We start from the raw sequence: 13835 nt of genomic DNA on the forward strand, positions 1-13835 counted from the left end.
CCTTTCAGGCACATTTCTCAAATCAGGTGGTATGTCAAAAAAAGTCTATATTTCACTTTGCCCGTTGCGCATTTGTCCTGGATAATGCGCCGCGTTCATGTCCTCAAAATGGCGTAACGTCCTATGCTACATTTGTTTGCCGGCCTGGATTTACATACCGGGCTTTTATTATTGCTTGCTCTGGTTTTTGTGCTGTTTTACGAAGCGATCAACGGCTTCCACGACACTGCAAACGCAGTAGCAACGGTTATCTACACTCGCGCAATGCGATCGCAGCTTGCGGTCGTGATGGCGGCGGTATTTAACTTTTTTGGTGTCCTCCTGGGCGGACTGAGCGTTGCGTATGCCATTGTGCATATGCTGCCAACGGATCTGCTGCTTAACGTGAGTTCCGGTCATGGCCTGGCCATGGTGTTCTCAATGCTGCTTGCTGCGATTATCTGGAACCTCGGTACCTGGTATTTCGGCCTGCCGGCATCCAGCTCTCACACCCTCATCGGCGCGATTATCGGTATCGGGTTAACCAATGCCCTGATGACCGGGACCTCCGTCGTTGATGCGCTGAATATCCCGAAAGTTCTCGGTATTTTCGGCTCTCTGATCATCTCCCCTATCGTCGGTCTGGTGGTGGCGGGTGGCTTGATTTTCATCCTGCGTCGCTACTGGAGCAACACGAAAAAACGTGCGCGTATCCATCTGACGCCAGCAGAGCGTGAGAAGAAAGACGGCAAGAAAAAGCCGCCGTTCTGGACGCGTATCGCGCTGATCATTTCCGCTATCGGCGTCGCCTTCTCTCATGGCGCGAACGATGGTCAGAAAGGTATCGGCCTGGTGATGCTGGTTCTGATTGGCGTCGCACCGGCGGGCTTCGTGGTTAACATGAACGCCTCCGGTTACGAAATCACCCGTACCCGTGATGCGGTAAACAACGTTGAGACTTACTTCCAGCAGCATCCTGATTTGCTGAAGAAAGCGACCGGCGTGGACCAGCTGATTCCTTCTCCGGAGTCAGGCGCAACGACGGCACCGGGCGAGTTCCATTGCCATCCGGCAAACGCGATTAACGCGCTGGAACGTGCGAAAGGCATGCTGGCCGATATCGAAAGCTATGACAAACTGGCTGTTGAACAGCGTGGTCAACTGCGTCGCATCATGCTCTGTATCTCCGACGTGACCGATAAAGTCGCGAAGCTGCCAGAGGTTAATGCTGACGACCAACGTCTGCTGAAGAAACTGAAAGGCGATATGCTCAACACCATTGAGTACGCGCCAATCTGGATCATCATGGCGGTCGCACTGGCGCTGGGTATCGGTACGATGATTGGCTGGCGTCGTGTGGCGACCACCATCGGTGAGAAGATCGGTAAGAAAGGCATGACCTATGCGCAGGGTATGTCCGCGCAGATGACGGCAGCGGTATCTATCGGTCTGGCGAGCTACACCGGTATGCCAGTCTCAACCACCCACGTACTCTCTTCGTCCGTGGCAGGTACCATGATTGTTGACGGCGGCGGTTTGCAGCGTAAAACCGTGACCAACATCCTGATGGCCTGGGTGTTCACCCTCCCGGCGTCCATCCTGCTGTCTGGCGGTCTGTACTGGATTTCGCTGAAGCTGATTTAATTGGCTGAAGGCGACAAAAAAGCGGGTCAGGAAACTGGCCCGCTTTTTTTATGCTCAGTGCCAAATCATCAGCGCAATCATACTCACCACAACCAGGCCACACAGGGCGCTGGTCAAAATGAACTGACGACGCAGGCGCTCGCAGCGACGGATAAACTCTTCATCGTGGTGATCGCGGTAGCGTTGGTAGTAGATATACCCCACCAGACGCATCTGCTTGCTGGGCTGTCCGTGCGAGGTGAAGAACCCTCCACCGTCCACATACTGATAAAGCAACGGATCGCAACCACGAAGTACCACTAACAGCGCACGTAACGATGAGAAGTAGCGCGCCATATTCACTATGCAAACCACGCATAACGCCCAAAACAATGCGACGGTGCTAATCATACATCCTCCCCGGCGTCCGCCCACGAAGCAAGGCTCCTGAGCTACCGCACCCCAATGCCCTGACAGACAGTTCAGTGAAAGAATGACCAAAAGTCGATCCGGTTCGCGTTTTAATATCCGAACGGCTCATTAAATAGTGTAGGAGATCCGTTAATTTTTTTGCCACAAGGTTAATCGTTATCAACACCAAAGCTTGAAAAATATGTTTAACTGGGCCGTAATGAAAGCATCAGACGACGGCTTTCCCATTTAGTCATCGATAACTTAAGGAAGGAGTAACACTATGGCTTACAAACACATTCTCATCGCGGTAGACCTCTCCCCGGAGAGTAAAGTGCTGGTTGATAAAGCAGTATCCATGGCACGTCCCTACAACGCGAAAGTTTCGCTGATTCACGTTGATGTGAATTACTCCGACCTCTACACCGGTCTGATCGACGTGAATCTCGGCGATATGCAGAAACGCATCTCCGAAGAGACTCACCACGCGCTGAGCGAGCTTTCTACCAACGCGGGCTATCCAATCACTGAAACCTTAAGCGGTAGTGGCGATCTGGGCCAGGTGCTGGTTGATGCGATTAAGAAATACGATATGGACCTGGTGGTATGCGGTCATCACCAGGACTTCTGGAGCAAGCTGATGTCTTCCGCGCGCCAGCTGATTAACACCGTACACGTGGATATGCTGATTGTTCCACTGCGTGACGAAGAAGACGAGTAAGTGCAAAAAAGCCCGGTGGCGCTAACGCTTACCGGGCCTACAAGCGGCACTGAATGTAGGCCGGGTAAGGCGAAGCCGCCACCCGGCTTTTTTATTCTGGCGTTCCCGAATAAATATCAAACCGATGCCCTTTCGTGGTCACCGCGTTAGTGGTCGCAACGTCCGCCAGCGGCGGCGCATAGTCCGGCCGCTTCACCACCACCCGCTTCGTCGCCAGCTGACGAGCCGGCTCCAGCAGGCCATCGGCATCTAAATCTGGCCCCACCAGAGACTGAAACACCCGCATCTCTTTCTTAACCAGCGCGCTTTTCTGCTTATGCGGGAACATGGGGTCGAGATAGACTACCTGCGGGCGCGGGGTGATATCGGTCAGCGCCGTCAGGCTGGAGGCATGAATAAGTTGCAAACGTTCCTGCAACCACGGGCCGATTTCCGGGTCCGCGTAGCCCCGCGTCAGCCCGTCGTCGAGCAGCGCGGCGACAACCGGATTACGCTCCAGCATCCGCACCCGACAGCCGACAGACGCCAGCACAAAGGCATCGCGCCCCAGCCCCGCCGTGGCATCCACCACGTCCGGCAGATAGCTGCCTTTAATGCCGACCGCTTTGGACACCGCTTCACCGCGACCGCCGCCAAACTTACGCCGGTGCGCCATCGCGCCGCCGACAAAATCGACAAAAATCCCGCCAAGCTTTGGCTCATCGAGCTTGCGCAGCTCCAGATGTTCCGGCGTCATCACCAGCGCCATCAGGTTGTCTTCATCATGTTCCAGCCCCCAGCGGGCCGCCAGAACAGATAAGGCGCCGTCCCCGGCGCCTGTTTCATCTACTAAGCAGATCTTCACGTAGCAATCAGCCTTTGATTCCGTAATGCTCCAGCATCGCATCCAGCTGCGGCTCGCGGCCACGGAAGCGTTTGAACAGCTCCATAGGCTCTTCTGAACCGCCGCGCGTCAGGATGTTATCAAGGAACGACTGACCGGTTTCGCGGTTGAAAATCCCCTCTTCTTCGAAGCGCGAGAAGGCATCTGCCGCCAGCACGTCGGCCCACAGGTAGCTGTAGTAGCCTGCGGCGTACCCGCCTGCGAAGATATGGCTGAACGCGTGCGGGAAGCGTCCCCAGGTCGGGCCTGGAATAACCGCGACCTGCTTTTTAATCTCAGCCAGGGTTTCGAGGATTTTCGCCCCCTGCTCCGGGCTGAACTCGGCGTGCAGGCGGAAGTCGAACAGGCCGAACTCCAGCTGACGCAGGATGAACATCGCCGCCTGGTAGTTTTTCGCCGCCAGCATTTTATCCAGCAGTTCTTTCGGCAGCGGTTCGCCCGTTTCGTAATGGCCGGAGATAAATGCCAGCGCGTCCGGCTCCCAGCACCAGTTTTCCATAAACTGGCTTGGCAGCTCGACCGCATCCCATGGCACACCGCTGATACCGGCGACGCCAGCGGTTTCGATGCGGGTCAGCATGTGGTGCAGGCCGTGACCGAACTCGTGGAACAGGGTGATCACTTCATCGTGGGTAAACAGCGCAGGTTTGCCGCTCACCGGGCGGTTGAAGTTACAGGTCAGGTAGGCGACCGGTTTTTGCAGGGAACCATCCGCTTTACGCATCTGGCCCACGCAGTCGTCCATCCACGCCCCGCCACGTTTGTTTTCACGCGCGTAAAGATCCAGATAGAAGCTGCCGCGCAGCTCGTTTTTCTCGTCATACAGCTCGAAGAAGCGCACGTCCGGATGCCAGACGTCGATGTCGGTACGCTCTTTCGCGGTAATGCCGTAGATGCGTTTCACCACCTCGAACAGGCCGTTAACGGCTTTGTTTTCCGGGAAGTACGGACGCAGCTGTTCGTCGCTGATGCTGTAGAGATGCTGTTTCTGTTTTTCGCTGTAGTACGCGATATCCCACGGCTGAAGCTCGTCCACGCCGAACTCCGCTTTCGCAAAGGCGCGCAGCTGAGCCAGTTCTTTTTCACCCTGAGGACGGGCGCGTTTCGCCAGATCGGTCAGGAAGTCGAGCACCTGCTGTGGGTTCTCGGCCATTTTGGTGGCAAGGGATTTATCGGCATAGCTGTCGAAGCCCAGCAGCTGTGCCAGCTCGTGGCGCAGGGCGAGGATCTCCGCCATCACCGGGCTGTTATCCCACTTACCGGCATTCGGCCCCTGATCGGAGGCGCGGGTGCTGTAGGCGCGGTACATCTCTTCGCGCAGGGCCTGGTTGTCGCAGTAGGTCATCACCGGCAGATAGCTTGGGATATCCAGCGTTAACAGGAAGCCTTCCTGCTCTTTCGCTTCGGCCTGGGCTTTTGCCGCCGCCAGCGCGCTTTCCGGCATACCCGCCAGTTCAGATTCATCGGTAATCAGCTTCGTCCAGCCCATGGTGGCGTCGAGGACGTTGTTGCTGTACTGGTTGCCCAGCTCGGACAGGCGCGCGGCGATTTCGCCGTAGCGAACCTGTTTTTCTTTTGGCAGGCCAATCCCGGACAGTTCGAAATCACGCAGGGCGTTATCGACCGATTTTTTCTGCGCCGTGTTCAGTTCGGCATAGTGGTCGCCGTCGCGCAGGTCGCGGTAGGCTTTGTAGAGCCCCTCATGCTGACCGACCCAGGTGCTGTACTCAGAGAGCAGCGGCAGGGTCTGTTCGTAGGCCTCACGCAGCTCCGGGCTGTTTTTCACCGAGTTCAGGTGACTCACCGGGGAGAAGATACGCCCCAGCACGTCGTCCACTTCGGCCAGCGGCTGACACAGATTTTCCCAGGTGTACGGCACGCCCTGCGCGACCACGTTTTCTACCGCCGCACGGCAGTTGTTCAGCGACTGGGTAACGGCCGGAACCACATGCTCAGGGAGGATTTTAGAAAACGGTGGCAACGAAAAAGGCGTCAGTAATGGATTGGTCATAAACGCTGTCCTGTTGAAATAGATGAATGAAGCGCGCATCCGGCGCTGTGCATATTGTTTTCAGTAATGGGGTTAAGTGTAGAGGATTTCAATGCCGAAGGTTGTCGAAAAACGCCCGGTGGCGCTGCGCTTACCGGGCCTGCGGGTAATCTGTGCCGTTCTGCTGTAAACTGTGGCAAATCGTCAATTCAGCGGAATATCATTACCCATGCTCAGTTATCGCCACAGCTTCCACGCAGGCAACCACGCCGACGTCCTCAAACATACCGTTCAGAGCCTGATCATCGAATCGCTTAAAGAAAAGGATAAACCGTTCCTTTATCTGGACACCCACGCGGGCGCGGGCCGTTATCAGCTGAGCGGCGAGCATGCCGAGCGTACTGGTGAATATCTGGAAGGGATTGCGCGTATCTGGCAGCAGGACGATCTGCCTGCCGAGCTGGAGCCGTACATTGGCGTGGTGAATCACTTCAACCGCAACGGCCAGCTGCGTTACTACCCGGGTTCACCACTGATTGCCCGCCAGCTGCTGCGCGAGCAGGACAGCCTTCAGCTGACAGAGCTGCACCCGAGCGACTTCCCGCTGCTGCGTTCTGAGTTTCAGAAAGATAACCGCGCCCGCGTGGACAAAGCCGATGGCTACCAGCAGCTGAAAGCCAAACTGCCGCCGGTTTCCCGTCGCGGCCTGGTGCTGATCGACCCGCCGTACGAAATCAAAACCGACTATCAGGCGGTGGTGACCGGCATTAACGAAGGTTACAAACGCTTTGCGACCGGCACCTATGCCCTGTGGTATCCGGTAGTGCTGCGCGCGCAAATTAAACGCATGATCAAAGACCTCGAAGCGACCGGCATTCGTAAAATCCTGCAAATTGAGCTGGCGGTGCGCCCTGACAGCGACCAGCGCGGCATGACCGCGTCCGGCATGATCGTCATTAACCCGCCGTGGAAGCTCGAAGCACAGATGAACAACGTGCTGCCGTGGCTGCACAAAACGCTGGTGCCAGCCGGTACGGGTCACGCCACCGTGAGCTGGATCGTGCCGGAGTAATCGCAGCCATCGGTGGAAACTATTGATTTCAGGTATACAATCGCGGCAATTCACGATTAAGGACAACGCTATGACTAAGCATTATGACTACATCGCAATCGGCGGCGGCAGCGGCGGCATCGCCTCCATCAACCGTGCAGCCATGTACGGCCAGAAGTGTGCGCTGATTGAAGCCAAAGAACTCGGCGGCACCTGCGTGAACGTGGGTTGTGTACCGAAGAAAGTGATGTGGCATGCCGCGCAAATCCGTGAAGCTATCCATATGTATGGCCCGGACTACGGCTTTGACACCACCATCAACCACTTCGACTGGGATAAACTGATCGCCAGCCGTACCGCCTACATCGACCGTATTCACACCTCGTACGATAACGTACTGGGCAAGAATAACGTCGACGTGATCCGCGGCTTCGCCCGTTTCGTGGATGCGAAGACGATCGAAGTGAACGGCGAGACGATCACCGCCGATCACATCCTGATCGCCACCGGTGGCCGTCCGAGCCACCCGAACATTCCGGGCGCGGAATACGGTATCGACTCCGACGGTTTCTTCGAGCTGCCTGCTCTGCCAGAACGCGTTGCCATTGTGGGCGCAGGTTACATCGCGGTTGAGCTGGCCGGCGTGATTAACGGCCTGGGAGCGGAAGCGCACCTGTTCGTGCGTAAACACGCGCCGCTGCGCAGCTTTGACCCGCTGATCGTCGACACGCTGGTCGAGGTGATGAACGCCGAAGGCCCAACCCTGCACACCAACGCCGTGCCAAAAGCGGTGGTGAAAAATGCGGACGGTAGCCTGACTCTGGAGCTGGAAGATGGTCGCAGCCAGACCGTTGATTGCCTGATCTGGGCGATTGGTCGTGAACCGGCCACCGACAACTTCAATCTGGCCGCAACCGGGGTGAAAACCAATGAAAAAGGCTACATTGTCGTTGATAAATTCCAGAACACCAGCGTACCGGGCATTTATGCCGTCGGTGATAACACCGGCGCCGTAGAGCTGACGCCGGTTGCCGTGGCGGCGGGGCGTCGTCTTTCCGAGCGTCTGTTTAATAACAAGCCGGACGAACATCTGGACTACAGCAACATCCCGACCGTGGTCTTCAGCCACCCGCCAATCGGTACCGTCGGCTTAACCGAGCCGCAGGCGCGTGAGCAGTACGGCGATGACCAGGTGAAAGTGTATAAATCGGCGTTTACCGCGATGTATACCGCGGTCACCTCGCACCGTCAGCCATGCCGCATGAAGCTGGTCTGCGTGGGCCCGGAGGAGAAGATCGTCGGCATCCACGGCATTGGTTTCGGCATGGACGAGATCCTGCAAGGCTTCGCGGTGGCACTGAAGATGGGCGCAACGAAGAAAGACTTCGATAACACCGTGGCGATCCACCCGACTGCGGCGGAAGAGTTTGTGACTATGCGCTGATCCGTCTGATCCGCAACAAAACCGGCCAGCTGGCCGGTTTTTTTATGCCCTGGGCAGGTAAACCCAACGGCTGTACAAACGGTAACAAAATAACCCGGTACCCGCGGTGGAATTAACTAATCTTAGAAAGCGCTACGCGTTCGCCTGTTACTACGGAAAAAGATTAGAGATATGAAAATGCACGTAAAGATCACCGCAAAACTGATGGCCAAAATGCACCTTGTACTCGCGCTGGTATGGGCGATACTGACTATTCCTACCCTGCTGTGGTGGAAAAACAGCATTCTGTGGGTGTCGTTAATGAGCATTTACGCCATCGTGATTTCCCATCTGGCTGCGTACAGCGCCGCCCATGCGGAAAAAGCGGCCAGCAAAGCGATGGATAAAAGCGAAGGCGCCAGCCAGAAAGCCAATCAAACCGCCAACAGCCTTCAGGGCGATGCGCGTCAGGCACATTAATCCGTGCTTATATGCAGAATACCGAATGCTCTGAATTTTATTCCTGCTCTGTTTCCAAAGATTCTGATTTAATAATTTCATAATCAAAGGGATATCTGACTTTCAGCGTGTTTAAATCCATTTTGAAAGCGTGATCTACCGCACACTTCGCACCGCATTAACCGAAGCGAATGTCTACGCTTTAAAGATAGCCGGGAAAAACCCGTATTGGTTACGACAAAAACCGGAGGTCCTGAACACCATGTTCAACCAGAAACTACAGACTGCCGAGGATATCGAGTTCGAGATTGCAGAAGAGCTGCGCTACGAAACCGATCCCTGTGAGTTAAAACTGGATGAGATGATCGAGGCAGAGCCGGAACCGGAAATGATTGAAGGGCTGCCGGCGTCCGATGCCCTTACGCCCGCAGACCGCTACCTTGAACTGTTTGAACACGTCCAGTCGTCGCGGCTGTTTGCGGACAGCAAAACCTTTCCCGACTGCGCGCCGAAGATGGATCCGCTGGATATTTTGATCCGCTATCGCAAGGTGCGTCGTCACCGTGATTTTGACCTGGCGCGCTTTGTGGAGAATCACTTCTGGCTGCCGGAGGACTACAGCAAAGAGTACGTCTCTGACCCCGGCCTGTCCCTGAAAGAACATATTGATAATCTGTGGCCGGTGCTGACGCGTGAGCCGCAGGATCACATCCCGTGGTCGTCGCTGCTGGCGCTGCCGCAGGCCTATATTGTGCCCGGCGGGCGATTCAGTGAGACCTACTACTGGGACTCTTACTTCTCCATGCTGGGGCTTGCTGAAAGCGGTCGTAACGATCTGCTGAAATGTATGGCCGATAACTTCGCCTGGCTGATAGAGCGCTACGGCCATATCCCGAACGGCAACCGTACCTACTATCTCAGCCGCTCCCAGCCGCCCGTTTTTGCCCTGATGGTGGAGCTGTTTGAAGAGGACGGCGTGCGCGGGGCGAAGCGCTATCTTGAGCATCTTAAGATGGAGTACGCCTTCTGGATGGACGGGGCGGAATCGCTGCTGCTCAATCAGGCCTATCGCAGTGCGGTTCGCATGCCGGATGGCTCATTGCTCAACCGCTACTGGGACGATCGCGACACGCCGCGAGATGAATCGTGGATTGAGGACGTGGAAACCGCCCGTCATTCCGGTCGTCCGCCGAACGAGGTGTATCGCGACCTGCGCGCCGGGGCAGCCTCAGGATGGGATTACTCATCCCGCTGGCTGCGCGATCCTGCGCGGCTGGCCAGCATCCGCACGACACAATTTATCCCCATTGATTTGAACGCATTCCTGTTCAAACTGGAGAGCGCTATCGCCAATATCTCCGCGTCGAAAGGGGATAAAGAGACGGCTGATCTGTTCCGCCAGAAAGCCAGCGACCGGCGCGCGGCGGTGAACCGCTATCTGTGGGACGAAGAGAACGGCTGTTATCGTGATTACGACTGGCGGCGTGAAGCCCTGGCGCTGTTCTCTGCGGCCAGCATTGTGCCGCTGTATGTGGGCATGGCGACGCATGAGCAGGCTGAACGGCTGTCCGATGCCGTTAAAGCCCGTCTGCTCACGCCGGGCGGTATTCTCGCCACCGAATATGAAACCGGGGAGCAGTGGGATAAGCCGAACGGCTGGGCGCCGCTCCAGTGGATGGCGATCCAGGGGTTCAAGCAGTACGGCAACGACTCGCTGGGAGATGAGATCGCCTGGAGCTGGCTGCACACGGTGAACCATTACTACAAAACCCATCATAAGCTGATTGAGAAGTACCACATCGCCAGCAGCACGCCACGCGAAGGTGGCGGGGGTGAGTATCCGTTGCAGGATGGCTTCGGCTGGACGAATGGCGTGGTGCGGCGGTTGATTGGGCTGTATGGGGAGCCCTGAGCCTCACCCCTCACCCTGCCCCTCTCCCCTGAGTGGCAGGGTGAGGGGGAAAAATAATCAGCGGATCACCTCATAAATGGCAGTCTGGATGGACTGCCATTTTTTTGTGCTGGCATCGGGCTGCGTCTTCGCGCGGCGCGTTGCCATATCGGCGTCGTGCTGCTGGCGTTTCACCACCGCGGGGACGGTACAGAATGCTTTCAGGTACTGCTTACGCATAGGCGTCAGCGATTCGCCGTTCGCCATCGCATGGCTAAGCGTATTAATAAAGCGTCGGCAGGGCTTTTGCTCTGTCATTTGCAGGCGGTAGCGCAACATTACTTCCAGTACATCGTCGTAGCCTGCCGACAACGCCTCCTCCGTCCATGACATTTTCCAGTCCATCCCGCCCTGCAAAAACAGGAGCGCCACGCGGGTGTCATTGCGATTGATGGCCGAGCGGAAATTATTCTCATCCCAGGTAACACCCATGCGGGTTAACGTCTCGCGTGAGGAAGGCGTTTCGCGCATCTCCTGCACCTGCGCGGGAGATGCCGTACTGGCCACAGCCGGCTGCGGTTTACTGCTGGTCACCAGCCAGAATCCCCCCACGACAATCGCGATAACCATCACGCCAACCGCTCCCCACAGCACGCCGGAAATCAGCTGTTCGCGCTGCTCTGGCGTACGCGCGGCGCGCTGAGTCGGTTTTTCTATACTGTCGCGCACTTCAAAAAGATCGCCGCCTGTGGTGCGGTCCATTTTTTGCGCCTTTTCCCAGAACGCGTGCAGCTCGCTTTCGTCCACCGCCATCAGCGCCGCCGGGTTAACGCGTGTCCGCCCTTCCTCAAACGCGCGCTGAACGGAGCGGGTGATCTGCGTGTAATAGCAGTCGAGCAGCTGGATTTGCGCCCCGCTTAACGGCTGCTGCACGGTGATGCTGTTGCGGATTTGTCGAATATCTTCGAGGAAGGTTTGCAGGGTTTTGCGGGGCTCTACCAGCAGCGTCAGCATGTCCGGAGCGTTAAACAGCGGCGCGTAGTAGCGGCTAAATTCTTTTTTATCCACCAGCAGCTGGGCCAGTTCGCTGAACAACATGCCGCTCAGAACATCATTAATCTCACCGTTTTTCAGCCAGCGACGCACGCGTTCAGCGTTAAACAAGGTCTTAAGATGATTATTCAGCCGTACCGGATCGGGCCACGCCTGCTGTATCAGCCCTTTAATCATCAGCTCAATGGCACGCACCTGTTTCTGCGCCTGAAGCTGGCTCTCCTTCTCTGGCACCCTCCCGGTATCGTAGGTCAGGAGGGGCTGTTGCAGACGCAGATATTCAAGGGAGGTGACGAAGCGCATCGCCGCAATCAGTTGATTTTCGCTGACATCCTGCCCGCTTTCATACTGGGGAACACGCTGCTGAAGCAAGCGTAATTGCAGCGTAAAGGCCGTCATTTCCGCATCATTCAGATTCAGCTTCCTGGCTACGGCGCCCCACCCGCCCAGCCCCAGGCGGGCGCTATCCAGTTGCTCCAGAAACCAGCGTGGATCTTTTCCTTCAGAAACATGTACATTCAACAGAAGTAAAATTTCAACAGACGCCTGACGGATCGCTGCCAGACAGTGTTCAAACTGTTCGCGGGTATGATGCGATGAGCTAATCATCATTGTTTTCCTTGAGAGACAATGAGTACCGCTAAAGCGGCATTAAAAGTCGTTTTTCTTTTTATTTATATGAGGTTAAACATACCTGACTTTCTGTTGAAATAAAGTGACAACCTTATAATCATTTGCAATGCCTCCGGAGGATCGTCATGCCCGCCTTAACCACCGCGCGTCTCACCTGCTCGCCGCTGCAAGAGCAAGACTGGCCCTTTTTTCTGTCGCTACAGCAAAATCCTGAGGTGATGCGTTTTGTCGCCCCTGCGCGTAGCGAGGCGGACATTCGGGAAGCCTTTGAGTCTCGTCTGTTGCCGTGGACGCCGGGCAGCTCGCACTGGCTCTGCCTTGTGGTGCGTGAAACGGCCAGCCAGACGCCGCTGGGCGTAACCGGCTATGTGCACCGGGAAGCAGATTGTGCTGAAGTCGGTTTTCTCTTTGCGCCCTCTGCGCAGGGGAAAGGTTACGGCTTTGAATCTCTGCGGGCTGTGTGTGATTTCGCGCTGACTCAGGGTAATATCCGTCGGCTCACCGCCACCGTGACGGCGGGAAATATCGCCTCAAGGCGACTGCTGGAAAAAACAGGTTTTCAACTGGAAGGTGAGTTGCGTGAGAGTTATTTCCTTTCAGGGCAATGGCATAACGACTGGCTATTCGGTTTACTGAAAAAGGAATTCCCGTTCAGTTTAACCTGATTAACAGCCATTTGGCGGATATTTCCCCGGCGGCGTTTCCTCTATAGTCGTGCCACTAAGAGGAAACGCTTATGACGGGTTATGCAATGCAGATATCTTCTGCTGCAATCGCATTAATTAAAAAACAACAGGGTCTTTCCCTGGAGAAATACCGTGACGAAAAGGGTATATGGGTTATTGGTTATGGTCACGTGATTCGCCAGTGGGAAAAATTTAACAGTCTCATCACGCCGATTGAGGCGGAGAATTTGCTTTTTAATGATATTCAATTATGTGAGGCGCTGCTGCGGGAAATGAACAAACGCCCATTAACCCAACAGCAGCATGACGCCCTGATATTAACCCTCTTCAGTTTTGGGGAAGAGTCCCCTCTGCCTGAGAAGATACTTCAGGCCGTCGCCCGGGTGTAGTACATCGCGGCCTGCGTCCGGTTTTTGACATCAAGACGCCGGAAAAGCGTCTCAAGATGGGCTTTTACCGTTGCCGCACTGATATTGAGATTACGACCAATCTCTTTATTGGACTCTCCGGCCGCCAGTAACTTCAATACCTCACGCTGGCGCTCGCTTAACACTGCCAGTTCATCCTGAGAGGAGTGCTGCTTCAGCCACTCGCCGGGAAAACAGACCATTCCACGCGATACGGAATCCAGCACTGCGGAAAAGCGTTCGGGATTCGCATTGCGGGGAACTATCGCCACCACGTTGCGCTGAAACATTTGCTCAACCCAACGTCGCTCTTTTTTCGTTAACACCAACACCACGCGCGACGCTGGAAAACGATCCATAATCTCTTCCAGTAAAGCCACACCATTATCACGAATTAAATACCCATCTATCATGACGATAGCGGAGGGTGACGCGGATAATTGCGCCCATAATTCATCAGTCTGACGAGCCCCTGTCATCTCTATTTTCGGAATTAACTTCTGCAAACTGTACATCGCTCCATGAATAAATAATGACTGCCTGTCAAACATGATTACTCGCATCGTTTTACTCCTCTGAGAATAGCGAAGGGGGATTCTACAGAGGCATTTTTTAAGAAAAAACT

Annotated in this window: 13 protein-coding genes; 8 read left to right on the top strand and 5 right to left on the bottom strand. The window is 55.5% G+C overall.

The window, feature by feature from the left end; all coding sequences use genetic code 11:
• Window positions 1-123 precede the first annotated feature (123 nt).
• Window positions 124-1623: an inorganic phosphate transporter PitA gene (pitA, locus tag L463_RS19820; protein WP_003861225.1), complete on the top strand. Its 1500-nt coding sequence runs from the start codon at window positions 124-126 to the stop codon at window positions 1621-1623.
• Window positions 1624-1677: 54 nt separating this feature from the next.
• On the opposite strand, the gene uspB is transcribed toward pitA, so the two are convergent.
• Window positions 1678-2013: a universal stress protein UspB gene (gene uspB / locus L463_RS19815; protein ID WP_003861224.1), complete on the bottom strand. Its 336-nt coding sequence runs from the start codon at window positions 2011-2013 to the stop codon at window positions 1678-1680.
• Window positions 2014-2296: 283 nt separating this feature from the next.
• On the opposite strand from uspB, the gene uspA reads away from it, so the two are divergent.
• Complete coding sequence (gene uspA, locus L463_RS19810) at window positions 2297-2734, top strand: universal stress protein UspA (protein WP_003861223.1); 438 nt, start codon at window positions 2297-2299, stop codon at window positions 2732-2734.
• A 91-nt stretch (window positions 2735-2825) separates the two neighbouring features.
• Here the strand turns inward: uspA and rsmJ are convergent, their stop codons facing one another.
• Together rsmJ and prlC are read right to left on the bottom strand one after the other, a co-directional pair.
• Window positions 2826-3578: a 16S rRNA (guanine(1516)-N(2))-methyltransferase RsmJ gene (gene rsmJ / locus L463_RS19805; RefSeq protein WP_032104623.1), complete on the bottom strand. Its 753-nt coding sequence runs from the start codon at window positions 3576-3578 to the stop codon at window positions 2826-2828.
• A gap of 7 nt (window positions 3579-3585) precedes the next feature.
• Window positions 3586-5628, bottom strand: coding sequence for an oligopeptidase A (gene prlC, locus L463_RS19800; protein ID WP_017693817.1), 2043 nt, complete (start codon window positions 5626-5628; stop codon window positions 3586-3588).
• Between the two features lie 208 nt (window positions 5629-5836).
• Between prlC and L463_RS19795 the strand changes: the two genes are divergently transcribed.
• The 4 genes from L463_RS19795 to L463_RS19780 all read left to right on the top strand — a co-directional run bounded on the left by L463_RS19795 (window position 5837) and on the right by L463_RS19780 (window position 10452).
• On the top strand, window positions 5837-6679 hold the full coding sequence (locus L463_RS19795; protein ID WP_006808562.1) for a 23S rRNA (adenine(2030)-N(6))-methyltransferase RlmJ: 843 nt from the start codon (window positions 5837-5839) through the stop codon (window positions 6677-6679).
• Window positions 6680-6749: 70 nt separating this feature from the next.
• Window positions 6750-8102 (top strand): glutathione-disulfide reductase, encoded by a 1353-nt coding sequence (gorA, locus tag L463_RS19790; protein WP_017384179.1) that lies wholly within the window; start codon window positions 6750-6752, stop codon window positions 8100-8102.
• A 171-nt stretch (window positions 8103-8273) separates the two neighbouring features.
• Window positions 8274-8561, top strand: a complete 288-nt coding sequence (locus L463_RS19785; protein WP_015571509.1) for a hypothetical protein — start codon at window positions 8274-8276, stop codon at window positions 8559-8561.
• Between the two features lie 241 nt (window positions 8562-8802).
• Window positions 8803-10452: an alpha,alpha-trehalase gene (locus tag L463_RS19780; RefSeq protein ID WP_015571511.1), complete on the top strand. Its 1650-nt coding sequence runs from the start codon at window positions 8803-8805 to the stop codon at window positions 10450-10452.
• A 57-nt stretch (window positions 10453-10509) separates the two neighbouring features.
• Here L463_RS19780 and L463_RS19775 read toward each other — a convergent pair whose 3' ends face one another.
• The gene (locus L463_RS19775; RefSeq protein ID WP_017384180.1) at window positions 10510-12096 is read right to left on the bottom strand and encodes an STY4199 family HEPN domain-containing protein; all 1587 of its coding nucleotides are present in this window, start codon (window positions 12094-12096) and stop codon (window positions 10510-10512) included.
• 146 nt (window positions 12097-12242) lie between these two features.
• Here L463_RS19775 and L463_RS19770 point away from each other — a divergent pair, with 146 nt between their 5' ends.
• Both L463_RS19770 and L463_RS19765 read left to right on the top strand, forming a co-directional pair.
• A complete protein-coding gene (locus L463_RS19770; protein WP_017384181.1) occupies window positions 12243-12782 on the top strand; it encodes a GNAT family N-acetyltransferase in 540 nt (179 codons plus the stop codon).
• Between the two features lie 71 nt (window positions 12783-12853).
• Window positions 12854-13192 (top strand): lysozyme, encoded by a 339-nt coding sequence (locus L463_RS19765; RefSeq protein ID WP_015571514.1) that lies wholly within the window; start codon window positions 12854-12856, stop codon window positions 13190-13192.
• Here the strand turns inward: L463_RS19765 and L463_RS19760 are convergent.
• Window positions 13171-13773, bottom strand: a complete 603-nt coding sequence (locus tag L463_RS19760; RefSeq protein WP_032104620.1) for a response regulator transcription factor — start codon at window positions 13771-13773, stop codon at window positions 13171-13173. The two genes, L463_RS19765 and L463_RS19760, sit on opposite strands and share 22 nt — an antisense overlap.
• Between the last annotated feature and the right edge of the window lie 62 nt (window positions 13774-13835).

It is taken from the genome of Enterobacter sp. BIDMC 27 (genome assembly GCF_000534415.1).
GTDB classification, from domain to species: domain Bacteria; phylum Pseudomonadota; class Gammaproteobacteria; order Enterobacterales; family Enterobacteriaceae; genus Enterobacter; species Enterobacter hormaechei_C.

What these genes read in the sequence shown, in the direction of transcription:
- uspB (WP_003861224.1), bottom strand. Translation starts at nt 2,013, where the DNA reads ATGATTAGCACCGTCGCATTGTTTTGGGCGTTATGCGTGGTTTGCATA.
- gorA (WP_017384179.1), top strand. Translation starts at nt 6,750, where the DNA reads ATGACTAAGCATTATGACTACATCGCAATCGGCGGCGGCAGCGGCGGC.
- L463_RS19765 (WP_015571514.1), top strand. Translation starts at nt 12,854, where the DNA reads ATGACGGGTTATGCAATGCAGATATCTTCTGCTGCAATCGCATTAATT.
- L463_RS19770 (WP_017384181.1), top strand. Translation starts at nt 12,243, where the DNA reads ATGCCCGCCTTAACCACCGCGCGTCTCACCTGCTCGCCGCTGCAAGAG.
- L463_RS19760 (WP_032104620.1), bottom strand. Translation starts at nt 13,773, where the DNA reads ATGCGAGTAATCATGTTTGACAGGCAGTCATTATTTATTCATGGAGCG.
- prlC (WP_017693817.1), bottom strand. Translation starts at nt 5,628, where the DNA reads ATGACCAATCCATTACTGACGCCTTTTTCGTTGCCACCGTTTTCTAAA.
- uspA (WP_003861223.1), top strand. Translation starts at nt 2,297, where the DNA reads ATGGCTTACAAACACATTCTCATCGCGGTAGACCTCTCCCCGGAGAGT.
- L463_RS19785 (WP_015571509.1), top strand. Translation starts at nt 8,274, where the DNA reads ATGAAAATGCACGTAAAGATCACCGCAAAACTGATGGCCAAAATGCAC.
- L463_RS19775 (WP_017384180.1), bottom strand. Translation starts at nt 12,096, where the DNA reads ATGATGATTAGCTCATCGCATCATACCCGCGAACAGTTTGAACACTGT.
- L463_RS19780 (WP_015571511.1), top strand. Translation starts at nt 8,803, where the DNA reads ATGTTCAACCAGAAACTACAGACTGCCGAGGATATCGAGTTCGAGATT.
- L463_RS19795 (WP_006808562.1), top strand. Translation starts at nt 5,837, where the DNA reads ATGCTCAGTTATCGCCACAGCTTCCACGCAGGCAACCACGCCGACGTC.
- pitA (WP_003861225.1), top strand. Translation starts at nt 124, where the DNA reads ATGCTACATTTGTTTGCCGGCCTGGATTTACATACCGGGCTTTTATTA.